Genomic DNA, 25,260 nt, shown 5'->3' on the forward strand with positions numbered 1-25,260 from the left:
TTTATAAAAAAATAGTATAAATTAATCAATAATCAAGAAATTTTTGGGGGGAAACCAGAATGTATATTACTTATGATGATTTACTAAGTTTGCCACAAATGAAAAAGGCTAAAGTTGTATCTGGAGAAAAAGGATTAGATAAATTTATTGAATGGAGCCATGTAGTTGAACTACCAGATGCATTTAATTGGATTAATTCTGGAGAACTAATATTTACAACTGGAATAGGACTTGAAAACCATGAAAAAGATTTGCTTAGAATAGTAGAAGAGTTGTATAAAAAAAGTGCTGCTGGATTAGTTCTAGTAATGGGCCCATATATAAAGGAAATCCCAAATTCAGTTAAAGTATTATCAAATAAATGTGCGATTCCGATTTTAGAAATCCCATATGAAATTAGAGCAATTGATATAACATACAGCATGAGCAGAATATTATTTGATAATTATATTAAAGATAAATCAATGAATGATTTGATGCGTGAACTTATTTATCAAGAATTTAATGAAGAATTTTATGAGAGAGCTGTATACTATGGATATAATCCACAAAGTAAATATGTTGCATCAACAATTCAAGTTGACAATTTACTTGATGATTTGTTAAGTAATAAATCTATTGTAGAGAGTAAAAATTTAGATATTGGTGCAGCAATATTAAATATAGTTAGATGTATCTCTAATAAGTATAAGAAGAGTATATTTTATATTTTACAAGGAACTAATTTAATTTATTTCTTGCCAATAAGTAATGAAGATCAATGGGATATTGAGATAAATAAAATTAATAGTGAAATAAAAGATACTGTTTGTAAAAAACTGAATGGATTAACAGTAAGTATAGGTATAGGTGAACCTTGTAATGACTTAAAGTATTTCAAAAGAAGTGTAGGGGAAGCACAAAAGGCACTTAAAATATTAAAAGCATGCGAAAGAAGTAATGATTTAAGAAGTTATAAGGAACTAGGGATATATAGAATATTCTTTAGAGCCAGAGATAATGAGGAATTAATGAGTATATATAATGGAGTGCTCAAAGATTTAATAGAGTATGACAAAAAAAATAATAGTGACTTAGTACACACATTAGATATATTTTTAGCAGAAGATTGTAATATAGGTAAAACAGCTGAGGAGTTATTTATACACAGAAACACATTGAAATATAGGATTACAAGGATTCAGGAAATTTTATCATGTGATTTTGAGAATGTTAATGAATGTTTTACTTTAAGACTAGCTTATAAAATAAAAAAATTTATTGGGTATGTAGAGCCTAATTTATTATAAAAAATTCAATAAAATATAAGAACAGGTATGTTTATATAGCATACCTGTTCTCTATTACTAAAATGTTGTATCACTATACTGATTAAATAATCCCATAAGACTTTAATTTTTTTACAAAAGCTAATTTATCTGGAATTTCATAAACAGTTTTTGTCTTTTTTCCTGTTGAGCTAAATGAAGCTTTGCAGTTTGTACAACTATAGGTCTTTTCACCTGTGCTCATGTTGAATCTCTCGATTACTCTATCAGAATTACAATGGGTACAGTATTTCATAAAGGCCCTCCTTAAACAGTATTTAATATCTTATTATGAGTTTATTATAACATTGACTTGAGGGATGAACAACCCTGTAAAGATATAAATAAGATTTTTATTATTTCCTATATGGCCATTTTATGGAGAATATCCATAAAGGTTCATAGATAAAATATATATACAAGGGGTACAGCTATGATTTAAATCAGTCAATATGGTAAATAATGGATAATATGATTGATTTTATAAATTGTTCAGAATTTGTTTAGATTTTTTTAAGTTTTTATTAAGTAGCTAGGTTTATACTTTTATTTAGGTAATATATAGATAAGAATAATTTTTATATAAGTAATTTGAATATAAACTCAATGAAAGTTGGATACTCAAGAAATAATAAGGAGTAGTGGTAGTAATGAATAAAAGAATTCTAATTTTGACAGCAGCTACAGGCCAAGGGCATAATTCGGTTGCTTATTCGTTGAAAAAAGAATTAGAGTTACAAGGAAATGATGTTAACTGTATTGAATCGTTTAGAGTAACTGGAGATAAATTAGACAAGTTTATGACTGGAGGGTATGAGATTTTAGCAACAAAAACTCCAAGCTTATTTGGATTATTATATAAAGTTTCTAATCATAAACTAACTAGCCATGGTATTAATAAGTTGATAGAGAAATGTACTAAAGAAGATATTTTAAAAACAATTGAAGAATATAAGCCTAATCTAATAATTTCTACTCATCCATTATTGGTTAGTGTTGTAGCATCTTTAAAAAATGATGGCTCTATAAATGTCCCATTTATATCAGTTGTTACAGATTATAAGGCGCATCGAGCATATGTGGAAGAAAATGTTGATGCATATGTAGTTGGTAGTGATTATACTAAAGAAAGTTTAGTTGATAATGGAATAGAAGAGAAAAAGATACATACTTTTGGAATTCCAGTAAAAAGGGACTTTTTAAAAACAACTACAAATCATAAAAATGATGATTTATTTACAATACTTCTAATGGGGGGAAGCATGGGATTAAAATCCATGAAGAAAGCATTGAAAAGGTTGATGTTAGCATCAGTATCTCTAAGAGTAATAGCTGTATGCGGAAATAATGAAGTTTTAAAAAATCAGCTAGAAAGTATATATTCTAGTGTGCCACTAGATAAAGAATTAGTTGTATTAGGATATACAAATAATATTCCAGATTTAATGGATATTTCTGATGTTATAATTACTAAGCCGGGAGGAATAACTGTTACAGAAGCCTTAACTAAAAAATTACCGCTTATAATACCATACTATATACCAGGACAAGAAGAGGAGAATGCAAGATACTTACTAAGTGAAAATATAGCAATCTGTCCAGATATAGATGAAATAGATGAGATAATTACCAATTTGGTAAGAGATAAAGAAAAGTTAAATAGAATGAGAATAAATATAGAAAAATTAAGCCAAAATGTATCTTTAGAAAATACATTGGCTTTAGTTAAAACACTGTCAGTAGGATAGTGATAAATAAATCATAATTAGTGAATCAATTTTGTTGATTCACTAATTTTATTTAGATTACTTTTCAAAAAAAGAAAAAATAAAATAATAAACAATGATATAATGTAGTAACACAAGAGATTACAGAAAAAGTGAGAGTGATAGAATGAATAATACTGAATTAGTTATATTTGATATGGATGGGTTGATGTTTGATACAGAGATAATATCAGCGAGAGCTTGGTATGAAGCTGGACAAGCATATGGATATGAATTGGATAAAGACTTTTTATTTGGATTTATTGGAATGAATGTAAATTCTATAGGGAATGAGTTTAGAAAGGCTTATGGCGACGAGTTCTCATTCGATGAAGTTAATAAATTTCAAAAAGAAAAATTGGAGAATATATTAGATAATGAGGGCTTTGAAATTAAAAAAGGGCTTTTGGAAATATTAGACTATTTAGATGAGAAAAAGATTAAAAAGGCTGTAGCTACTTCAAGTGGCAGAGTGAAAGCAACAAAATTAATTTCAAAAGCAGGAGTTTTAGATAGATTTGATACTATTGTCTGTGGAGATGAAGTTACGAAAGGAAAACCAGATCCTGAAATATTTTTAAAGGCCTGTAGTAAGCTTAATGTTGCTCCTGAAAATGCACTAGTATTAGAGGATTCTGAAAGAGGACTTTTAGCAGCTAATGCTGGAAATATCAAGTGTTTAGTGATTCCAGATTTAATAGAGATTTCAAATGAAAATAGACATCTTGCCTCTTCAATTTTAGAGAGCTTAATAGATATTAAAGAATTGGATTTGATATAAAAAAACAATAAATAAATAAAATGTGATATAATGACATTGCTTAAATTACTTCAGGAGAGGGATAAGTAATGATTAGAAATTGTATGGAAGATATAGTTAATAATGTAATAACAATAGTTTTAAATGATTATAAAGAGATGTGTAAATGTGAAAAGTGTATCCAGGATATTAAGGCAATTGCACTTAACAACTTGAAGCCATTGTATGCAGTTACAAGTGAAGGAATGGTATATTCTAAAATGAAGGAACTAGAAAATCAGTTTAGAATTGATGTTATAAATCAATTGGTTAGTGCAACGGAAATGGTACTAAAAAATCCAAAACATTAATGCCTGAGATATTAATACTTTGATAATTTTTTTATAATACATACAATAGTATAGATTATTCAGGATAATAGGTATAAAATATAACTGATACTTATATTTTGGAGTGATATTATGAATATTATTGAAGCTATTTATAAAAGAAAATCAATAAGAAAATACGTACCTTATAACATTTCTCAAAGCGACTTTGGAGATGTAGAAAACTTAGTAAACAATGTTCAAAGTCTATATTCAGAAATACAAATGAAAATCACATTAATTAAAGAAGGTATAAAGATACAAGAAATAAGTAAGGGCATAATAGGGAGTTATGGAAAGATTGAAGCTCCTCATTATATGGTAATTACTTCTGAAGAGAAAGAAGGCTACCTCGAGAATATAGGATATACACTAGAACAAATAGTTTTAGAATTGGCAGACAGAGGGATTGGGACATGCTATATAGGAGGATCCATTAAAAAAGAGTTGTTAAAAGATATAATGGAAATTCCAAGTAATCAAAAACCAATTATCGTAGTGGCTTTTGGATATCCAGCAAATGAGCCAGAGTTAGAAATAAAAGAACTTGAAAACTTTAAAAGAAAAGCTTTAGAGGATATAATTATTGGAAACTATGAGGAGAAATTTAGAGAGATATTTAATTTAGTTAGAGTTGCTCCTTCAGCTATCAATTTGCAACCTTGGAGGCTGTATGTAAATGAAAATAGTATAGATTTATATGCTAACAAAGGGAATATATTAACTAAGGGGTTAAGTCATTTTAGTGAGCTAGATTCAGGAATTGCATTAAAGCATTTAGAACTAGGATGCAAAGAAAGAAATATAACTTTTGAGATTAAAAATCAAAAGCTTGAAGATAAAAAGAATTTAAAATACATAACTTCGGTTATGTTATAAGAATAAGTATAGAAAATCATATGATTTTGTCATGTGATTTTTTTCTTTTTAGAACAACTATTTTATGAAATTAGTCTATAATTATTTAATAGAGTAATTATGTTTGAGGTGAAGCAGATTTTGGTAAAAGCATTAGATGTATTAGAAAAGTATTTTGGTTATAAAAGTTTTAGAAAAGGACAGCTCGAAATAGTAAACACAATAATAGAAGGAAATGATGTTGTATCTATAATGCCTACAGGTGGAGGGAAATCAATATGCTATCAAGTTCCTGCCCTTTTGCTTGAGGGAATTACGATTGTTATATCTCCATTAATTTCTCTAATGAAGGATCAGGTGGATTCACTAAAAGAAAATGGAATTAATGCCTTATATATAAATAGTTCCTTAAGTTCAAAGGAATTTAATAAAGCAATTGAAGAAGTAAAAAATGATGAGTATAAGATAATTTATGTAGCACCTGAAAGACTTGAATCATATGAGTTTATTTCAGTAATTTCACAGAAAAATATTTCTCAAATTGCAATTGATGAAGCACATTGCGTATCTCAATGGGGACATGATTTTAGAAGCAGTTATAGAAGAATATCCTCATTTATAGATATGCTTCAAAGAAGACCTGTAATAACTTCATTTACTGCTACAGCTACTGAGGAAGTAAGAGAAGATATAATAAAATTGTTAAGGTTAAATAATCCTGAAATATTTATATCGGGGTTTGATAGAGAAAATTTAAAGATAGATATAGTAAAAGCTGCACCAAAAAACAAATATTTACTTGAATATTTAAAAGCTAACAAGGATGTATCTGGTATTATATATGCAGCAACAAGAAAAGAAGTGGATTCAATATTTGAATTATTATTAGTGAATGGCTTTAATGCTGGTAGGTATCATGCTGGTATGAGTGATGTAGAGAGAGCGGAAAATCAAGAAAAGTTTATTTATGACAAGATAGATATAATGGTAGCAACTAATGCTTTTGGGATGGGAATAGATAAACCCAATATTAGATATGTAATTCATTATAATATGCCTAAAAATATAGAAGGATATTACCAAGAAATCGGAAGAGCGGGAAGAGATGGACTTGAAAGTGAATGTGTAATGCTATTTACTCCAGGAGATGTACATACACAAAAGTATTTAATAGAGATGAGTACTGAAAATCCAGAAAGAAAGTCATTACAATATAAAATGCTTCAAAGTATTGTTGATTTAGTGCATAGCAATAGCTGCTATAGGAAATATATATTAAATTACTTTGGAGAGAACTATTTAGGTGATTGTGGTAAGTGTAGTAATTGTAATAACTTGGGAGAATTGATAGATAAAACACTAGATGCTCAGAAAGTGTTGTCCTGTATATATAGAATGAGAAGAAGTTTTGGAGCAACTGTAATAATTGATGTACTAAGAGGATCTAATAATAAAAAGATTTTAGATTTAGAATTTAATAAGCTATCTACATATGGAATTATGAAAAACTATTCTAAAGATGAGTTGAAAAATTTTATTAATACTCTTATCTCCCATGGATTTATTGATTCTGTTGAGGGTACATACCCCGTTATAAAGTTAAATGATAAATCATTTAGAGTACTAAAGGGAACTGAGAATGTGACCTTTAAAGAGGTAAAAATCAAAGCAAAAACAATGATTAATGATAATTTGCTTGATAAGCTAAAATTATTAAGACGATTAATAGCACAAGAGAATAAAATACCCCCATACTTAGTTTTTGGTGATGAAACTTTAAGAGAGATGAGTGTTAAAATTCCAAAGACAAAAGAGGAAATGCTTAATATTTCTGGAGTGGGAGAAGTTAAATATGATAGATATGGAGAGAAGTTTATAAAAGAAATTTTGGATTATGTAAAAGAAGCAGCTAAGAGTCTGGATGGCAATGACAAAGAAAAGAAATTTTTAAAAATATCAACTGACGAAGAGTTATACTTGGAGTTAGTGAAGCTTAGAGGTACTTTAGCAGAAAAGGAAGGACAATTACCTCAATATATCTTATCAAGAAATACACTGAAAGAAATAAGCGGGAGATATCCTAATACATTAGAAAAGCTAAAAGATATAGGTGGAATTGGAAATAAAAAATTAGAATTATATGGTGAGAAGATAATTGATTTGGTTAACAATTATGTTGAAGAGAAGAAGTTGGAAGTAGAGTGGTATGATAAAGGTAGTAAAAAGACAATAATAGATGGAGAAGAAAGAAAAATAGATGAAATAGCAGTAGATTTTCTTAAGGAAGGAAAAGAAATAGAGGATATTTCTAAGGAAGTAGAAGTCTCAATTTCAACTATACTTGGATACGTCACTGATTTTATTTTGGCAGGTAATAAATTTGAAGTAGGTCTAGAATTAGATAAATTCATTAATGAAGTAGAAGAAAAGTTAATAATGGATGCCTGTGACAAATTAGGATATAAGTCTATAATTCAATTAAAAAAACACTTGCCTAATGAAATAAAATACGAAGCTATAAGAGCAGTAATATTAAAAAAGTATATAGTGGTATAATTATATTAAGGTTGCATTTTATAGTTGTTTTTTAGTGATGAGAATTATGGAGGTGTTAGATATGTCAGTAGAAAATGAAGGAGTAAAATTAAATAATGACGTAATTATTCCACAAATCGGATTTGGAACATTTAAAATTCCGGATGGAATTCAAACACTAGAAGCAGTAAGAGAGGCATTGGATTTTGGGTACAGACATGTAGATACAGCAGCTGTTTATGAAAATGAAGAAAGTGCTGGTGTAGCTGTTAAAGAAAGTGGCTTAAAAAGGGAAGAGATATTTATAACTAGTAAGTTATGGGTTTCTGACTTTGGGTACGATGAAGCACTAAAAGCATTTGAAAAAACTATGAATAAATTAAAATTAGATTATTTAGATTTATACTTATTGCATTGGCCAAGAGCTTATGAAGTAAATAAAAATACATGGAAGGCACTTGAAAGATTATATGATGAAAAAGTTATTAAATCAATAGGAGTAAGTAATTTTAAAGTTCATCATTTAGAGGAACTACTTAAGAATGCAAATATTGTGCCGGCTATTAATCAAGTGGAACTACATCCAACTTTCCAACCAATAGACATAATTGCATTTTGTAAAAAGTATGATATTAAAATAGAGGCCTATTATCCATTTGCACATGGAGAAACTATTAATGATGAAAGGCTTAAAGTCTTAGCAAGTAAGTATAATAAATCAGTTGCACAGTTAGTATTAAGATGGCACTTGGAAAAAGGGTATATTCCTTTACCAAAGTCAACTAATAAAGAGCATATACAGAGTAATCTAAATATATTTGATTTCGCTATCTCAAATGAGGATATAGAGTTTATAGATAAATTAAATACTGGGGTAAGAAGAGGAGTAGATCCAGATAAAACTCCATTTTAAATAAATTAAAAAATCGGGGGCTATTATGTATAAAGATTATAGAAAGTTATTTGAATCATTAAGCATTTATAGAGGGTTGCTTGAAGATTCAGTGGTAAAAAAATTATTTAAATTGGTTTGTAGTTATAAAAGAGAAAATATTGATTTTGTTGATTGTATATCAATGTATAATGATTTTTACTATGAATTAATGGAAAAAAATCATGGTAAATCATTAAAAGAATATATAGTAACGAGTATACTATTCAGTGAGAATACTTTTAGTAGAATTGCCCAGAAGACAGATTATACTAATTTAGATAGACATATATTAGAAGCAACTGCTAAGGATTTAAATATTTTAGGGAAGATATCTGAATTTTCATATTTAGATGTTAAAGAAATATTTAGTGAAGAAAAATATGAATATTCATGCTGGGATAGAGATTCGTGTGATAAAGGTGATGTAACTTACAAAGAGATAATTAAGAAATTTTTCGAAGGTAATAATTGGGGAAGCTTAGTTAAGGATGTTGCAAATTTTCATAGAGAAAATGGAGTAGGGGTTTTTGGGAAATTCAAGGGTTTTGTTTGGGAAGATAATGAGCTTCAAGGTGTGGTTTCATTAGATCCAGTAAGATTAGATAATTTAATAAAATATACTAGAGAAAGAAAAATAGTTGTTGATAATACAATAGCGTTTATAAAAGGGTTACCTGCAAATAATATTCTTCTTTATGGAAGTAGAGGGACAGGAAAATCTTCAACTGTAAAAGCATTATTAAATGAATACTATAATTCGGGTCTTAGAATTATTGAAATACCTAAGCCTTATTTGCATACTTTTCCTAAGCTAATAAAAAAACTAAAGGAGTTGCCACAGAAGTTTATATTGTTTATTGATGATTTAGCTTTTGAGGATAGTGAAGAAACATATACTGCTTTAAAAGCAATTCTTGAAGGTGGACTAGAGAGCAAACCTAAAAATGTTATAATTTATGCAACATCAAATAGAAGACATCTAATTAAAGAAAAGTTTAGTGACAGAGCTGGTATGACTCATGGTGGAGATGAGGAAATTCATGCGATTGATTCAATGGAAGAGAAACTTTCTTTAGCAGATAGATTTGGTATAACAGTAACTTTTATAGCTCCAAATCAAAAAGAGTATTTAGAAATTGTAGAAGAAATGGCTGAAGAAAGAAAAATATCAATACCAAAAGATGAACTTCATCGAAAGGCAGTACAATGGGAAATGAGTTATAATGGAAGATCTCCAAGAACAGCAAAACAATTTGTAGACTGGCTAGAAGGAGAAATAGTGGATAAGTAGTATACGCAGGTTATTGATAAAATAAAAAATTAATAGGGCTTAAATTAAAACATTGTCAAAATTTTTACAAAAGAAGGAATTTATGTGTAAACGTTGAATAATGATAAGGATATACTGATTTATTTATATTTAAATCAAGTTTCTATGGGGTGAGGGAATGGTTGAGTTTTTTTTGTATGGTTGCGCTACAGGGGCTTCTCTTATAATTTCATATTATATGGTGGTAAATTCTAAACGCAATAAAAAACTTAAGAGAATTATTAATCAACAAAAGAGAATTTTAAAATTAGTACAAATGTCAAAAGATATTATATATTGTTATCAAATAAAACCTGAAGGTAAGTTTACATATTTAAGCCCATCAATTGAAAAAATTTTGGGAAAAAATTTAGTTAAGAGCTGCTATTCAGATTCTAGTATTCCATTACAATTAATACACCCTGATGATATAGAAACTATACATAAAAAAATTAGTGGTGAAATTAACTTTGATAAACCTATAGTTCAAAGATGGAGAAATGATAAAGGTAAATATATATGGTTCGAAGAATATGCAACTCCGATATATAGAAAAGGACAATTAGTTGCAATACAAGGTATAATAAGAAACATAGACGATAAAATTAAATTTCAAGAAAGTTTGGAATATAAAATATGTCATGATTCTTTTACAGGATTGTACAATAAGGAATTTTTCTTAAGAGCTTGCGAAAAATATAATAGAGATATAAATACGAGAGCTGCCATTATTGTGTGTGATTTAGATAACTTGAAGATTACAAATGATACCCACGGACATATGGAAGGAGATAATTTAATTAAGGAAACAGCAAATATATTGAATAAATTTTCATCAAAAAATATAATTGTATCTCGTATTGGTGGAGATGAATTTGCGTTACTTATTGTAAGGAAATCTCAAAATTTTATAAAAGAAATTATAGAGAAGATAAACAACGAATTAAATTATCATCATGAGCAAGAAGTAAATATGAATATGTCAATAGGTTATGCATATACTGAGAGTTCTTTAGGAGATATGGATGCCCTATTTAGAAAAGCAGACAAGAACATGTATGTTATTAAGAATAATAAGAAAGCAATATAATCTAGTTTTTAGGTTAAAATATTTATTGATAATTAAAGTTTATTAATTGTATAATAATCTTGAGGTGAAAGCAATATGTATAAATTCGCATACGAAGGCAAGAATTATGAAATTAAAGAAGATAATTGTGAATATTTTTTTATAGATGAAGAAAAAACAATCAAAAATTTTAATTTGCAGGATATTTTTAAATTAATAAACGAAGCAGAAGAAGTAAATTTTGATAAAGGGTATTATCTTGAATCATGTTCAAAATGCCAAGGAAATAAAGATGCTCAAGAGAAATACTTTGAATACTTAGAATATCACTTTTATGTATTCACTAAAAATGGAGAATATGTAAGCAGTAGTATATCAAAAGATTATGAGCCTAATTCATTTGGAAGATTACTTAGATTAGGAAAATTCGATGATAGCTTCATGGTTAGTGTAATAATATGCAAGAATTGTGGAGACTGTACAATAGAAGTAGAACAATGCGATATGTAAATTAATAAATAAAAACTGCCTTTGGGTGGTTTTTTCTTTTACCCAATAATAAGCTATAATATAAATATATTATAATTATCGGGGGACAACTATGAGTAAAACAAATGCAATGAGAATATTAGATTCACATAAAATAAAATATAGTGTATTTAGTTATGAATATAAAGATAATAAGATAGATGGTGTTGAAGTAGCAAAAAAGATAGGAAAAGATCCTATTCAAGTATATAAAACTTTAGTAACTCAGGGAACTTCAAAAGAAATATATGTATTTGTTATCCCAGTTGAGAAGGAATTAGATTTAAAAAAAGCTGCAATTATTGCTGGAGAGAAAAAAATTGATATGATTGCAGTAAAAGATATAAATAAATATACGGGATATATACGTGGAGGGTGTTCACCTATAGGCCAAAAGAAAAAATACAAAACATTTATAGATGAATCAGCAAGCGAGATTGACTATATAATAGTTAGTGGAGGAAAAATAGGGCTTCAAATAGAAATGTTAGTTAGCGATTTATTACTAATAGCCGAAGGTAGTTTAGAAGATTTGACTAAAAATGTGTAAGGGGTGGTATTAGTTGAGTAAGAGAGAATTAGAAAATTTTAAAGGTTGCTTACTTGGAGGTGCCATCGGAGATGCATTAGGATGGCCAATAGAGTTTTTAGGTATAGATGAAATTAAAGATAAGTTTGGAGAAAATGGTATTGAAGATTTAGTTTTAGGAGCATTCGGGAAGGCAGAGATAACAGATGATACACAAATGACATTGTTTACTGCTGAGGGACTCTTAAGAAACAAAGTAAGAGAAAATTTAGAAGAAGAGTCAGAAGCTGATATTGATTTCACAACAATTATGCATAATGCATATTTAAGATGGCTATCAACACAGGAAAGATTACCTAAAATAAAAGATAAAATCTTACATAATAGTTGGCTTGTTCAAGTTTGGTCTTTAAGCAAATTGAGAGCTCCAGGAAGTACTTGCTTAAGTGCATTAAGAGAAGAAGAAATAGGGACAATTGATCAGCCAATTAATAGTAGCAAAGGGTGTGGAGGAGTTATGAGAGTAGCACCAGTAGGATTACTATATGGTATGGAAGAAGCTTTTGATATAGGATGTAAATGTGCAGCTTTAACGCATGGGCATCCTTCAGGCTATCTTTCAGCAGGCTTTTTCTCTGCACTGATATCTCAAATTGTATCAGGAGAAGACTTGAAAGAAGCAGTTCTTAAATGTTTAAGTTTATTAAAGAAATATCCCAATAGTGAGGAATGTGTGGAAAAAATACAATTAGCCTTGGAATTAGTGGATTCAAATGAGCTTAGTAATGAGGCTATTAGAGAAATTGGAGAAGGCTGGATTGCAGAGGAAGCTATATCAATTGCAGTATATTGTGCTCTTAGATTTCAAAATGATTATAAGAAAGCTATAATTGCTGCAGTGAACCACAACGGAGATAGTGATAGTACAGGAGCGATTACAGGCAATATTTTAGGTGCTTATTTGGGAGTTTTCGGTATACCCAATGATTATATAGAAAATATTGAATTATTCGAACAGATTTCTGAAATGGCTGAAGATTTATATATAGGCTATGAAGAAAGTGATAAGTGGAGAAATAAATATCCAGGAAAATAATGTTTAGAAGTATGTACTTAATTGGGAAATTATTATAAAATAGTATAATATAAATGATAATTGGTATCAATTAAGGGGGAGAATTATGAATAGATTATTTAACAAATTAAGTTTATCAAAAGAAGGACATAAACCTCAATTGATGGCAAGGGACTTTGTGAAATATATTGGACCTGGTTTATTAGTTACTGTTGGATTTATTGATCCAGGGAATTGGGCATCTAATCTAGCAGCAGGTTCAACTTATGGATATAAATTATTATGGATGGTAACATTATCTACAATAATGTTAATATCATTACAGCACAATGCAGCACATCTAGGTATTGTAACTGGGAAATGCCTTTCTGAGGCAGTGACATCATATATGAATTCAAAGTTATCCAAAGTCATATTAGGGACAGCAGTTTTTGCTTCAGTAGCTACCGCAATGGCAGAAATTTTAGGGGCAGCAATAGCACTTAATATGTTGTTTAATATTCCAATTAAGATTGGAGCAATTTTAACACTTATAGTAGTTTGCTGGATGCTCTTCTCAAGTTCATATAAAAAATTAGAGAAGATAATAATTGGATTTGTTTCACTCATTGGATTAGCTTTTATAGTTGAGGTAGTAATGGTTAATGTTAACTGGGGTGAAGCAGTTCATGGTTGGTTTGTTCCTAGTTTTCCACAGAATGCTATGCCTATAATAATGAGTGTGCTTGGTGCAGTTGTAATGCCTCATAATTTATATTTGCATTCGGAAATTATTCAAAGTAAACAATGGAACCTTCAAGATAAAGATATTATGGAAAAACAACTAAAGTATGAGTTTATGGATACCTTAGTATCAATGACTATAGGATGGGCAATTAATAGTGCAATGATTTTGGTAGCAGTAACATTTTTTGCAAAAAATGTTCAAGTTACTGAATTAAGTGAAGCACATGTTATGCTACAACCTCTTTTAGGTAATTCTGCAGCATTAATTTTTGCTATAGCACTATTATTTGCTGGAATATCTTCAAGTGTAACAGCAGGTATGGCTGGGGGAAGCATATTCTCAGGAATATTTAATGAACCGTATGATATTAAAGATAGGCATACTAAAATAGGGGTAGGAATAACACTTGTTTTAGCTACAATTATTATATTCTTTGTTACTGACCCATTTAAAGGATTAGTATATTCTCAAATGTTATTAAGCATACAATTACCAATTACTATATTTACTCAAATATATCTTACATCATCTCAAAAGGTAATGGGAGAATATAAAAATAGGGGAATGGAAAAATTCTTGTTAATAGCAATAGGAATAGTGGTTGCGATTTTAAATATTATGCTTTTATATAGCGCTATAAGCTAAGAATTTCTTTAGTAGTAGTAAATAGGGTTTATAGGAAACTCAATTTATTCTTGTTTGATATCAGGCATGAATAAATTATTAGTTGAACTTAAACCTATAATTAATTTACTACTACTTTCATTTTTAGAGATTGTGAAACTATGAACTTTGATTTAAAATTTATATGTGAAGATGTTGTACTTAGGAGGATATTGATGAAAATATTAGCAAGTGATTTAGATGGAACGTTGGTAAATAATCAACTAATTAGTGACGAAGATATTATTGCTATAAAGAGATTAAAGGAAAAGGGACATAAATTTGTTGTTTCTACAGGTAGAACTTATCATGGATTTAGACTTATCTTCGACAAATATGATGTTGAGTGTGACTATCTTGTCTTATGTAATGGATCAATAGTTATGGATGGTGACCATAATATTTTATACAGAAACTTTATTAAAAGTGAAGTAGCTCTGGAAATGATAACTGAATTCTTAGATAATGATGATTTATGTTTATACTTTGATGATGGACAAGATACATATTTAGTAGAAGGGCATTATATAGAAGAGAAAGAATTTAATATTGGAGAATATGCATCAAAAATAATTACCAGAGAAGAAGTAGATGATACAGATAGAAAATATCAAATAATCAGTGTTTTCCCCAAAAACAAATCAGCAGAAGATGCAGAGCGAATTCGTGAGAAGCTTCAAAAAAAATATGGGGAACATTTAGAGGTGTTTAGAAATCAATTCTTCTTAGATATTGCACCTAAAGGATGCTCCAAAGGTATGGGGCTTAGACAGATAATAGATAATGTAGACGAAGATTTCGGAGATCTATATGCAATTGGAGATTCACTAAATGATTTGTCAATGTTTGAAATAACTGATAATAGTTATACATTCCATCATGCAGAAGAAATAGTAAGAGGTAGAGCAAATAATCATGTTAACCATGTACATGAATGTATTAGTGATATATTAAATATAAATTATTAGTATAAAAAAGGTCCAAGTAGTTACTTGGACCTTTTTACATAAACTATAAATTATCTGCAGGAAAGACCAAACCAATTTGCTTTCTTACGTTTTCTGTAACTCTTATAGCCCCTAATGAACGGTTATGAGAGTTTATTGAGGATTCAAGTTTATTCTCATTAATTAAACGGATGAATTCATTAGCTTCATAATACATATCATCTTCAATTTGAGGGACAGAAATATCTTCTGTTTCACCATTGTTGTAGATAATTTTAATTGATTTTTGAGTTGTAATTGTATTAATTAATATACTTCCTTTTTCGCCTTGAATCTCTGAAGGAATATAAGAATTACTTATTTTTGAATATGTTAATATACCGTCCATACCATCATATTCAGCAATTAAGCTTCCCTCACCATCAATTCCATTGTGGAAAATTAGTCCGCTTGCCTTAATATTTTTTGGCGTTCCAAATAGGTGAATCATTGGATGAATACAATATACACCTATATCCATCAAAGAACCATTTGAAAACTTAGGATCAAATGCATTTAATATCTCCCCTTGCTTATATTTATCATATCTTGATGAATATTGACAATAGGAAAAAGTAAACCTCCTTACAGTACCAATCTTTGAAAGATTTGCTTTTATTGCTTCAAAGCCAGGTAAAAGAGTAATTTTCATTGCCTCCATAAGAAGAACGTTATTTTCATTTGCAGCATTTATCATTGCTAATGCTTCTTTTTCATTTGAAGCAAATGCTTTCTCAGAAATAACATGTTTTTTATTATTTAAAAATATTATTGCTTGAGGAGCATGAAAAGAATTGGGACTAGCTATGTAAACAGCATCAATTACATTGCTTGCAGCCATTTTATTAATATCAGTAAATATGTTATCAACTGAATATTTATCAGCAAATTCTTTTCCTTTTTCATAGCTTCTGGAATATACCGCAGTAAGCTTAAAATCTTTATTTAATGAAGCACCTTTAATAAAAGCTTCTGTAATCCAATTGGTTCCAACTACACCAAATCTAACCATATTTATTCCTCCTTTTTTGTATTATTTTATCATAACATCATAACAATATAAAATGAAAAATATTTAATAAAAGTTTTTACTTATATTTGCCAGCATGATACTATAATTATATATAGACTAATTTTAAATTTAGATAATAATGGAGGGGTTTGTATGTTTTTAAATGAACTAAATATAATAGAGTCAAAAGCTTTTGTTAATTTGGTAAGAGAATTAGCTAATTTAGATGAAATTTTTGCTAAGGAAGAAGAAAAACTTATAGAAGAATACATAGATGAGCTTACATTAAGGGATCAGGATATAGAAAAACAAAGTTTAGAAGAAATTAAAGACGTATTTAACTCATCAACAGATAGAATAAAGAAAATAGTTTTTTTTGAATTGATTGGTTTAGCTTTGGTGGATGGAGAATTTGAGCATAAGGAAGAGGTGTTCTTAAAGGAACTAGCTCACGATTTTAATATATCTTTTTCAAGAATGCTAGCATTTGTTGATTTCTTTAGAAATATTAAAAGCGTGTACGATTTTACAGTAGTAGATTATGAAAGTAAGATTAAATTAATAAAAGAATATGCTGAGAGATTAGTTTCTTAGAAATATCTAAAGAGCAAAATATTATTTTGCTCTTTTTTTCTTTTTCTTTTTCATAACTGAGAATCCAAAGGTGCCAAGGGACTTCTTCGGAAGAGGATAATATTCGCCATGGCAATATGATATTAAGTTTCCTTCTTCAAAATGAATTTTTCCGTTACTATCAATTAAGGATTCATCTAAGTGTGAGCCCAAGACATCGGCAATAAACATATGATGGGTTCCTAATTCTATTATGTCTTTAACTCTACATTCTATGTTAATTGGACATTCATCAATATATGGAACAGCAACATTATCTCCATCTTTTAATGTAAATCCAAGTTCTTTTATTTTATCAACATTTTTTCCGGACTTAACTCCACAATAATCAACTGCTCTTGTCATTGATGCATTAGGTATGTTAACAGTAAACTCCATTGTTTCTTTAATATACTCATAGGAAAGTCTTTCAGGTCTAACAGAAATGGAGAGCATAGGCGGTTTTGTGCATATAGTACCAGTCCAACCCACAGTAAAAACATTAACTTTTCCATCTTTACTTTTTGATGTAATTAAAACTACAGGAACTGGATTTAGAAAAACACTTCCTTTAAAATCTTTTTTTTGCATGAAATTCTCTCCTTTGCGGTGAATATTATTATGTTAAAACTCTATAATTATATCATTTTGGTAAAGATAAAGAAAGGAGTTTAGTTTGATATCATACATATATGATAAAGAAAGATTATTTTGAGAATAATAAGGAAGAGAACAGGATAAAGATATCAATATACTCAATAAATTATTTTTATATTTTTGGTTTTCTGCTGATAATAACAATATATTAAGAATTTTTTAAGAGTCAATATATGGAAAATGATATATAATAATATTGTATTCTTAAAGGAGGAAAAATGATGAAGATTTATAGAAAAATAGTACTCATAATAGCATGTGGGTGTATGCTAATAATTAATTTAAACGGTTGTGGAAAAATAAATGAGGAAGCAAATAAAGTATATTATAATAATGACAAAATAGTAAGTGATGAAGACACCTACTATATGAGTAATTCAATTAAGAAAAGCAGAAATAATAACTATTCGTTTAAAGCATCTAATTTTTCCGGAAGTAATACAATTGCAAGAATTACCTTCAGTTCTCCTAAAGAATATGTAATGAATTTTTCTGTCAAGATTCAAGAGGGGGAGCTTAAATTAGTAGTTGTTGATAACGAAAAAAATATTACATTTACTAGTGAAAATCCATCTGGAAATGTTAGTTGTAAGATAGATGGTGCAAATGGTCCATATAGAGTAAAGCTTGTAGGTAAAAATGCAAAGTTTCAAATAACATCAACTTTTCAAGATATGGAAAATGTGAAATTAGATATACTTGAGTAAAATAAAGGGTTAAAAACAAATGTTTTTAACCCTTTAAAAATATCACTATATTATTGAACAAATACTTTGTGAGGATATACCTTCACCAGAACCAGTAAAACCCAATCCTTCTTCTGTGGTTGCCTTAATATTGATATCCTCTAATGTAATATTTAATGCTGAAGCTATATTTTCTCTCATCTCATTAATAAATGGAGATAATTTTGGTCTTTGAGCTATTATTGTAGCATCTATATTATTAATTGAATAACCTTTTTCCTTTAATAAATTACCAACATGACTAAGTAATTTAATAGAGGAAGCATCTTTGAATCGAGGATCACTATCCGGAAAGTGTTTTCCAATATCACCTAAAGCAGCAGCACCAAGTAATGAATCCATTATCGCGTGTAAAAGAACATCTGCATCTGAATGACCTAATAACCCTTTTTCATAAGGTATATTTACTCCACCTAATATTAAACTTCTGTTTTCTACTAAAGTATGGACATCATATCCAATACCAACTCTCATATAATCACCTCAAGTATTTTTTATAATTTTAGCATATATTATAAAAAATATTAAGGCTGTGTATTGAAATTATAAAATTCTTTTAAATGATCGAGTTGTGTTAATTGATGATTCGGTTGATTTTCTTAGTGTGAATTTGCTCCTTATAAAGTATAATAGTCGTTTAAATAAACTTAGTTTTCGAGAGGTATATTTTTGATGTTTTTGTGTAAAATCTACGTAGATAACTTTACCTTTCATAATAATCACCTCTTGGATACGTTTTCTTATATTCTTATTATAACATAAAAGAGATAAAATATTATAGATTTATAAAACTTTGTTAAAAATTTTACTCATATAAATAAAGAAAGTCTATGATATAATATATTATATGATTTTTGATAAGAAGTGGGATGATGCTATGAAAAATAATATTAGAAAATTTGTTGGGATTCTACTAATAATCATAGGAATAGGTATATTTTCTTGGGTTGCTTATACCAAGTATACAATATACAAAGAACAACAAAAGTTAAAGGATACATTTAATCAAGTATTGAATCAAGATAATAAAAAAATAACTGATTCGAATAATGATGTAAATAATAAATCAGATATTGTTCCAATAGCAATTTTAAAAATTCAAAAAATAAATCTTGATGTAGCTGTAGGAGAAGGAGTAGATGACAAAGTGCTTGATTATGCAATTGGTCACTTCCCTAATACCGCAATGGCAGGTGAAAAAGGTAACTTTGCTTTGGCTGGACATAGAAATTTTACCTATGCTGAATACTTTAAGGATTTAGACAAGCTTAAAATCGGCGATGATATAATTGTAAAGACAAAGGAAAAAGAGATTAATTACAAGGTAACAGATAGTTTTGTAGTTGATCCTACTGATGTAAAAGTATTAGATGCTACAAAGGATGCAACAATTACTCTAGTAACTTGTACAGAGGGTGCGAAAAAGAGATTAATTATCAAAGGTGTGCTTAGCGAATGATTTTGATAAATGTTTTAATCAGAGGTGAATAGTAATATGAATGAAGTTTATATAGAGAAGTATAAATTCTCAAAAGAACCAAAACTGAGAGTTATAAATATTGAAGATGATAAGGTAAGAGGTAAACAGGTTTTCTTGCTGGTAAAGGAATTATCTTTATATAATGTTAAACTCACAACCTTAGCAAATATGAATTTAAAGAATCATATAAGAAATACAGCATTAAATATTGCATATGATATTGCTGGTGATCCAGAATTATATGATTCGTTTGCAAAGAAAAGAGAACTGCCATACTCTAAGATATGTAGAAAGTTAGGAACTTCAAGGACATTTTTAGAGATATGGAACGAACTTATAACTGCATATGTAATCATAATATCAAATCCGAATTATAAATTAATTCAGGACTATTTTAATGTTATTATAAAAGAACAGGTAGAAGAGGTGCCTAAGGTTATTAATTTAAATGTTTTTACTGGTATAGTACTTAAGAAAAGCAAAAAAAGCGCAATAGTTCTATCCTACGATGGTATATTTAAAAAAATTAGTTTGCAGGAAGAATGTAGGTTAGGAGACGAAATAAAAGGAAAAGAAAGAAAAAGTATAAGAAGTTATTGGAAGCAATTGGGTATTGCAGCAGTCTTACTAATAATAGGAGTTTCTGTATTTATGTATAAATATAATAAAGTAACTTCTATTTTGGTTATAAATACTACATCTCAAATAAAGCTAGAGATTAATTCTTTAGGGAGAGTTGTATATTGTTATTCGCCAACTGAAAAAGGTGCGGAATTGTTAGATACAGGAGATATACAGAATGAAAATATAGATAATGCAATTATTAATATTTTTAAATTGGCAAAGGAAAAGAAAATGGTGCCTGATGATACAATCACTATATTCGTTAATGGAGAGCCTATCGAGTATGAAAAATTAAGTAAAAGTCAAAAATATTTTACAGATAATAAATTAGATGTTGTAATTAATAATGCTGGATATGAACTTAAAAATAGAAGGGAATCAGTTGTAAATGAAAAATCACAAGATGACGGCGGACAAAATAAAGGCCAAGAAGCAACAAAATAGTAGCCAAAATTCATCAAACATAATTAAGCACCTAGATTCTAAATTAGAGGTTAGATTAAATAAGTACATAAGTGATTCAGGCTTCTGTTCAAGACGAGAGGCAGATAAGTTAATTACTCTTGGAAAAGTATATGTAGATGGTGTTAAAGCTGTAATGGGTACAAAAGTCAGCACAGGACAAGAAGTGAAAATTGAAAATAAGATAATAAGCAAAGGTAGAAAACTCATTTACCTAGCCTTGAATAAACCGGTGGGAGTAACCTCTACTACTGAACATAAAATAAAAGGAAATATTGTGGACTTTATAGGACATAAGGAAAGGATATTTCCAATTGGAAGGCTAGATAAAGATTCACAAGGATTAATCTTATTAACTAATGATGGAGACATAGTAAATAAAATACTTAGAGCAGGAAACAATCATGAGAAAGAATATTTGGTAACTGTCGATAAGAATATAACTCAAGGTTTTATAGAAAAAATGTCCTCTGGAGTTAGAATTCTAGGTACTGTAACAAAAAAGTGTTTTGTTAAAAAGGAAAGTAATTATGTTTTTAGAATTATTCTTACACAAGGACTAAATAGGCAGATAAGAAGAATGTGCCAGGCTTTAGGTTATGAGGTGAAAAAGCTAGAGAGAATAAGAATTATGAATGTTCATTTAGGAAGTTTAAATATAGGTGAGTGGAGATACTTAGAAGATGACGAGCTTAAGGAAATTAATAAATTAATATCTTTTTCCAAGAAAGCAATAGAATAATCATGATATTAAAAAGGCTAGAGATTTGTTTAATCTCCAGCCTTTTTAATATTAAGGTCTAAATATATCATTTAAAGGAAGTCCATCAGGAGTTTCTAAAGCTCCTTCGAGTATTTTTGCTAAGGTAGGTCCTTCAGACAGTAAACTCATAAACCCAATTGAGTAATTTTCTCTAATATCTGGGCCTTTTACTATGAAAAAGGTTTGATAATCTTGAATTTTAGGAGAATAACCATGAGTTGCAACATGATACTTACCTTTAGCATCTTCAATTATTTTACCATCAATATCATTAACAAAGTAATAGCCTTGTTTTGCTTCTAACATAAAATCGCAATCGGGGTCAGCACCTAAATCAGAAGCTTCTTTACCTGAATATATTTTTTCAATACAGTTATTATTTTCATCAGAGAATTTAGTTAATAATTTATATATTTCTTCTTGTTTTGATTTATCTTTAAGATATATATAAGCTGAACCATCACAATAGTTACAATAGGCAACTGTATGCTTTATTTTATTCTTAGAACTTAATTCTAAAAAATTGTGTTTTAAAAACAGATTATTAATTTTCACTACATACTTTGCATCAAGAAAACTATGGTCTCCTAAAGCTACTAATGTAGTTTCTTCAAAAATATTAAGTTTTTTTAATGTATCGATAATTTTTCCTAATCTATTATCATGTCTTTTTAGCGCATCATAAGCCTCTTTAGAAGAATAGCCGTGATCATGTCTTTGAGAATCTACATCAGTAAAATGTACTGCTATAAATTCTGGGGTCTTTGTTTCTAATAAATATATTAATGAGGACAGGGTGAAATTATCGAGATTTGGTTGAAGAATGCCATTTCTTAGGTGACCAAACTTTTTATTCATACTATATAGAAAGAACTTACTGCCATTTAGTAAGGATACCATAATCTGATTTTGCCAAGGTCTATTTGGAAATATTTCTGGAATGTTGTAGTCTATAACGGCTTTGCCTGTTATTGGCCAAAGTAGTGCAGCTGTTTTTAGTCCTTTGCTTTTTGCAATATCAAAAAGGGTAGTTCCTTTTATATGTTTTCTTTCCCAAAACCAATCAGAAGAAAGAAATCTATTTGGTTGAATTAGTATATTATTTATTATACCGTGATTTTTAGGCAGCTTACCGGTAATGATTGATGTGTGCGCTGGATATGTCAAAGAAGGATAAATTGTTTCAACACTATTAGAATAGGAGCCGGATTTAATTAGGCTTGAGAAGTTAGGTAATGTTTTAAGAATTTCAAAATCTCTTTTGTCTACGGCATCAAAAGAAAGCAATAATAAATATTTTGATTTCATAGTTATACACCTCTATAAATATCTCTTAGAAATATATTATATCAAAATTGTTATATAAAATATGTATGCATAGTATATAGAATTGTTAACTTTATAAAAAAAGGAAATGGATATTATCCATTTCCTTTCAGTAACTATAGTTCTTATTTTTGTCTTATATTTAGATTTCCAGAAGTAGAACTGAACTTTATTTTATTATTTGAAATGCCACTGGAAGTAAAGTTGTTTTGAACATCTCCACTAATAGATGATTGCTCCAGATTAAATGTCTCTGTGGAAGGTATGGACAATGTGGTATCTCCTGAAGTTGTACTAATTTTATTGTTAGGATTTAGCTTACTGTAATCTATATTTATATTACCAGAAACAGTTTTACAATCTATATCACCAGAAAAGTTAATTGCACTAATGCCTCCTGAAACATCCTTAAGAGTACTAGATTGAGAAGCTATGTTATTTAGAAACATATCTCCAGATGTTGAAACTATAGAAAGTGAATTGATTTTAGAATTTGTTATATTTATATCTCCTGATGTAACTTTAATATCAAGAGAGGAAAAATCATTATTTTCCATGGTTATATTAGATGATGTTGATGTAATATTTAAATTTTTGTTATACCCTTTAGGTAGTTTAACAGTTACTGATAAATCCTTAGAAAATATATAATCTAAAAAAGAGTTGTTTGAATTAAATAGTGAGAAAGAAATGCTTTTGCCTGATATTTCTTTCTTTATTTTAATATCATCGATTGAAGAACTTGATCTTACATCACCATTAGCAGTGATAGAAATTTCATTTTTGTCCCAATATTCAAAATTTATTGCTCCGCTTAAAAATTTCAAATTAACAGTGTCTATATCATTAAGAGGGTAAGATTCCGAAGAGTTTATATTGTATTTGTATTTATAATTACCATCAAAGAAAATTTCAACATTTGAGCTAATTTTAGAAAGATCTCTTAAGTTAATATTAGATGCCAATAAACTTACAAACATTCCGGTATAGCTTACAACACATATTAAAACTAGAATCATAGATAGAATAAATAAATTAAATTTTTTTCTCATATTAGCACCTCCTATAGATGGGTTTTTAGCCATTTAAAGAACCTCTTAATAAGCTTCCAAGAGAACTTAAATAGTTGACTTACAATTATAATAGATAGAATTGTTAAAGAAATATTACCTATTAAGAAAAATATTGTTGAGATAAATGGTATTTGATCTAACGTTGGCCCCATAATATCTCGTAAATGTCCGTTGTTGAAGAGTTTCCCGAAAAGTAAAAAGATACTACCAAAAGTTAATGCTAGTGATCCTATTATTCCTGCGAACAAAGTTGCAATTATTGCTATTATGCCACCAAATAATCCAGGAGAGACAATTAACAATCCAATTAGTAAAATTATTATTAAAAAAACTGACTTTTCTTTTTTGTTTGTATTAATTGGGTTAGCGTTGTAATTATTATATTCAGAGTTGAAATTTGTTCTTTCATTATTAGGTTGACTATTTTCAACAATTACGTAATTATAATCTTTTGTTTCATATGATTGATTTGTTTTTGAATATGAGCCAGATGTATTTCCTAAATATCTATCAATAATTGAATAGGGATTTCCTAGTTCATTAATAATAGCTTGTTCTGTTTTACCATTTGCTAGTTCTATATCAAAATGCTCTTGATATTCTGAAATTATTTCATCTCTTTTCTCTTTAGGTAAATCAATAAGACCATTTATAAGAATGTTAATAAATTCTTTTCGAAACATGTAACGATACCTCCTTTTTGTTTATACTTGCATTGTATGATGTAGTCTAAGTCTTTTCAATAAGCTAGAAAGCATATTAAGGAAAACTTAAGAAGCTACTAAGATTTCTTAAGTTAAGATTATAAAAAATTAAGCACTAGTTGGAGGGTATAAGTTTTATTGTGTACTATTGAAATAAATAGTGTATATAAATACACATAACTTACTAGGAAAATTTATATTATATTAAAGTGTTGACAAAGGATTGAAATGATGTTAAGATAAATAAGTCGCCAAGAGGTGATATTATGTTCTTTGAAAATTAAACAGAGGAAATGAAGTAAGATTTAGAAATAAACTTAAGTCAACGTAATCTTTTGAGTTAGATTAAGCTTTCAAATTGAGAGTTTGATCCTGGCTCAGGACGAA

The 25,260-nt window shown here is 28.6% G+C and carries 26 protein-coding genes; 19 read left to right on the forward strand and 7 right to left on the reverse strand.

The features are described from left to right. The first annotated feature begins 59 nt into the window (after nucleotides 1-59). Nucleotides 60-1,289, forward strand: a complete 1,230-nt coding sequence (locus JK634_RS02925; RefSeq protein ID WP_202766126.1) for a PucR family transcriptional regulator — start codon at nucleotides 60-62, stop codon at nucleotides 1,287-1,289. An 82-nt stretch (nucleotides 1,290-1,371) separates the two neighbouring features. Here JK634_RS02925 and JK634_RS02930 read toward each other — a convergent pair whose 3' ends face one another. Continuing rightward, the gene (locus tag JK634_RS02930) at nucleotides 1,372-1,563 is read right to left on the reverse strand and encodes a hypothetical protein (protein ID WP_202766127.1); all 192 of its coding nucleotides are present in this window, start codon (nucleotides 1,561-1,563) and stop codon (nucleotides 1,372-1,374) included. A 394-nt stretch (nucleotides 1,564-1,957) separates the two neighbouring features. On the opposite strand from JK634_RS02930, the gene JK634_RS02935 reads away from it, so the two are divergent. From JK634_RS02935 to JK634_RS02995, 13 genes are all read left to right on the forward strand, one after another. After that, on the forward strand, nucleotides 1,958-3,055 hold the full coding sequence (locus JK634_RS02935) for an MGDG synthase family glycosyltransferase (protein ID WP_202766128.1): 1,098 nt from the start codon (nucleotides 1,958-1,960) through the stop codon (nucleotides 3,053-3,055). Between the two features lie 145 nt (nucleotides 3,056-3,200). After that, the gene (locus JK634_RS02940; RefSeq protein WP_202766129.1) at nucleotides 3,201-3,854 is read left to right on the forward strand and encodes an HAD family hydrolase; all 654 of its coding nucleotides are present in this window, start codon (nucleotides 3,201-3,203) and stop codon (nucleotides 3,852-3,854) included. A gap of 68 nt (nucleotides 3,855-3,922) precedes the next feature. Beyond that, nucleotides 3,923-4,183 carry a late competence development ComFB family protein gene (locus JK634_RS02945; protein ID WP_202766130.1) on the forward strand — a complete coding sequence of 87 codons (261 nt, stop codon included), beginning with the start codon at nucleotides 3,923-3,925 and terminating at the stop codon, nucleotides 4,181-4,183. A 111-nt stretch (nucleotides 4,184-4,294) separates the two neighbouring features. After that, the gene (locus JK634_RS02950) at nucleotides 4,295-5,080 is read left to right on the forward strand and encodes a nitroreductase family protein (protein ID WP_202766131.1); all 786 of its coding nucleotides are present in this window, start codon (nucleotides 4,295-4,297) and stop codon (nucleotides 5,078-5,080) included. Nucleotides 5,081-5,179: 99 nt separating this feature from the next. Next, nucleotides 5,180-7,615: a DNA helicase RecQ gene (gene recQ / locus JK634_RS02955; RefSeq protein WP_207753580.1), complete on the forward strand. Its 2,436-nt coding sequence runs from the start codon at nucleotides 5,180-5,182 to the stop codon at nucleotides 7,613-7,615. Between the two features lie 61 nt (nucleotides 7,616-7,676). After that, complete coding sequence (locus JK634_RS02960; RefSeq protein WP_202766132.1) at nucleotides 7,677-8,507, forward strand: aldo/keto reductase; 831 nt, start codon at nucleotides 7,677-7,679, stop codon at nucleotides 8,505-8,507. Between the two features lie 25 nt (nucleotides 8,508-8,532). Beyond that, nucleotides 8,533-9,819, forward strand: coding sequence for an ATP-binding protein (locus JK634_RS02965; RefSeq protein ID WP_202766133.1), 1,287 nt, complete (start codon nucleotides 8,533-8,535; stop codon nucleotides 9,817-9,819). A gap of 157 nt (nucleotides 9,820-9,976) precedes the next feature. Next, nucleotides 9,977-10,927, forward strand: coding sequence for a sensor domain-containing diguanylate cyclase (locus JK634_RS02970; RefSeq protein WP_202766134.1), 951 nt, complete (start codon nucleotides 9,977-9,979; stop codon nucleotides 10,925-10,927). Nucleotides 10,928-11,002: 75 nt separating this feature from the next. Then, entirely contained in the window at nucleotides 11,003-11,416 is a 414-nt protein-coding gene (locus tag JK634_RS02975; RefSeq protein WP_202766135.1) for a DUF3785 family protein, read from the forward strand. A gap of 91 nt (nucleotides 11,417-11,507) precedes the next feature. After that, complete coding sequence (ybaK, locus tag JK634_RS02980; RefSeq protein WP_202766136.1) at nucleotides 11,508-11,984, forward strand: Cys-tRNA(Pro) deacylase; 477 nt, start codon at nucleotides 11,508-11,510, stop codon at nucleotides 11,982-11,984. 13 nt (nucleotides 11,985-11,997) lie between these two features. Continuing rightward, nucleotides 11,998-13,059, forward strand: a complete 1,062-nt coding sequence (locus JK634_RS02985; protein ID WP_202766137.1) for an ADP-ribosylglycohydrolase family protein — start codon at nucleotides 11,998-12,000, stop codon at nucleotides 13,057-13,059. A gap of 85 nt (nucleotides 13,060-13,144) precedes the next feature. Further along, entirely contained in the window at nucleotides 13,145-14,410 is a 1,266-nt protein-coding gene (locus tag JK634_RS02990) for an Nramp family divalent metal transporter (RefSeq protein WP_202766138.1), read from the forward strand. A gap of 194 nt (nucleotides 14,411-14,604) precedes the next feature. Then, the gene (locus JK634_RS02995; protein WP_202766139.1) at nucleotides 14,605-15,396 is read left to right on the forward strand and encodes a Cof-type HAD-IIB family hydrolase; all 792 of its coding nucleotides are present in this window, start codon (nucleotides 14,605-14,607) and stop codon (nucleotides 15,394-15,396) included. A 43-nt stretch (nucleotides 15,397-15,439) separates the two neighbouring features. On the opposite strand, the gene JK634_RS03000 is transcribed toward JK634_RS02995, so the two are convergent. Beyond that, nucleotides 15,440-16,426, reverse strand: coding sequence for a Gfo/Idh/MocA family protein (locus JK634_RS03000; protein WP_202766140.1), 987 nt, complete (start codon nucleotides 16,424-16,426; stop codon nucleotides 15,440-15,442). Nucleotides 16,427-16,579: 153 nt separating this feature from the next. Here JK634_RS03000 and JK634_RS03005 point away from each other — a divergent pair, with 153 nt between their 5' ends. Next, nucleotides 16,580-17,020 carry a hypothetical protein gene (locus tag JK634_RS03005; RefSeq protein ID WP_202766141.1) on the forward strand — a complete coding sequence of 147 codons (441 nt, stop codon included), beginning with the start codon at nucleotides 16,580-16,582 and terminating at the stop codon, nucleotides 17,018-17,020. Between the two features lie 21 nt (nucleotides 17,021-17,041). Here JK634_RS03005 and JK634_RS03010 read toward each other — a convergent pair whose 3' ends face one another. After that, nucleotides 17,042-17,629 carry a flavin reductase family protein gene (locus JK634_RS03010; RefSeq protein WP_202766142.1) on the reverse strand — a complete coding sequence of 196 codons (588 nt, stop codon included), beginning with the start codon at nucleotides 17,627-17,629 and terminating at the stop codon, nucleotides 17,042-17,044. Nucleotides 17,630-17,916: 287 nt separating this feature from the next. Here JK634_RS03010 and JK634_RS03015 point away from each other — a divergent pair, with 287 nt between their 5' ends. Continuing rightward, on the forward strand, nucleotides 17,917-18,402 hold the full coding sequence (locus tag JK634_RS03015; RefSeq protein WP_202766143.1) for a hypothetical protein: 486 nt from the start codon (nucleotides 17,917-17,919) through the stop codon (nucleotides 18,400-18,402). 45 nt (nucleotides 18,403-18,447) lie between these two features. On the opposite strand, the gene ispF is transcribed toward JK634_RS03015, so the two are convergent. Next, nucleotides 18,448-18,915, reverse strand: a complete 468-nt coding sequence (ispF, locus tag JK634_RS03020) for a 2-C-methyl-D-erythritol 2,4-cyclodiphosphate synthase (RefSeq protein WP_202766144.1) — start codon at nucleotides 18,913-18,915, stop codon at nucleotides 18,448-18,450. A 373-nt stretch (nucleotides 18,916-19,288) separates the two neighbouring features. Here ispF and JK634_RS03025 point away from each other — a divergent pair, with 373 nt between their 5' ends. The 3 genes from JK634_RS03025 to rluF are packed head-to-tail and all read left to right on the forward strand — an operon-like array spanning nucleotide 19,289 to nucleotide 21,749. Further along, nucleotides 19,289-19,900 (forward strand): class D sortase, encoded by a 612-nt coding sequence (locus JK634_RS03025; RefSeq protein ID WP_238886020.1) that lies wholly within the window; start codon nucleotides 19,289-19,291, stop codon nucleotides 19,898-19,900. 36 nt (nucleotides 19,901-19,936) lie between these two features. After that, entirely contained in the window at nucleotides 19,937-20,989 is a 1,053-nt protein-coding gene (locus JK634_RS03030; protein WP_202766145.1) for an anti-sigma factor domain-containing protein, read from the forward strand. Then, nucleotides 20,934-21,749, forward strand: a complete 816-nt coding sequence (gene rluF, locus JK634_RS03035) for a 23S rRNA pseudouridine(2604) synthase RluF (RefSeq protein ID WP_243425546.1) — start codon at nucleotides 20,934-20,936, stop codon at nucleotides 21,747-21,749. Before JK634_RS03030 ends, rluF begins: the two co-directional genes overlap by 56 nt. A gap of 51 nt (nucleotides 21,750-21,800) precedes the next feature. On the opposite strand, the gene JK634_RS03040 is transcribed toward rluF, so the two are convergent. The 3 genes from JK634_RS03040 to JK634_RS03050 all read right to left on the reverse strand — a co-directional run bounded on the left by JK634_RS03040 (nucleotide 21,801) and on the right by JK634_RS03050 (nucleotide 24,852). Beyond that, nucleotides 21,801-23,078, reverse strand: a complete 1,278-nt coding sequence (locus JK634_RS03040; protein ID WP_202766146.1) for an alkaline phosphatase family protein — start codon at nucleotides 23,076-23,078, stop codon at nucleotides 21,801-21,803. Between the two features lie 143 nt (nucleotides 23,079-23,221). After that, nucleotides 23,222-24,148 carry a DUF4097 family beta strand repeat-containing protein gene (locus JK634_RS03045; protein WP_202766147.1) on the reverse strand — a complete coding sequence of 309 codons (927 nt, stop codon included), beginning with the start codon at nucleotides 24,146-24,148 and terminating at the stop codon, nucleotides 23,222-23,224. Nucleotides 24,149-24,159: 11 nt separating this feature from the next. Then, on the reverse strand, nucleotides 24,160-24,852 hold the full coding sequence (locus JK634_RS03050) for a DUF1700 domain-containing protein (RefSeq protein WP_238886050.1): 693 nt from the start codon (nucleotides 24,850-24,852) through the stop codon (nucleotides 24,160-24,162). Nucleotides 24,853-25,260 lie beyond the last annotated feature (408 nt).

The sequence above is a fragment of the Clostridium paridis genome (assembly GCF_016765615.1).
GTDB lineage: Bacteria > Bacillota > Clostridia > Clostridiales > Clostridiaceae > Clostridium_T > Clostridium_T paridis.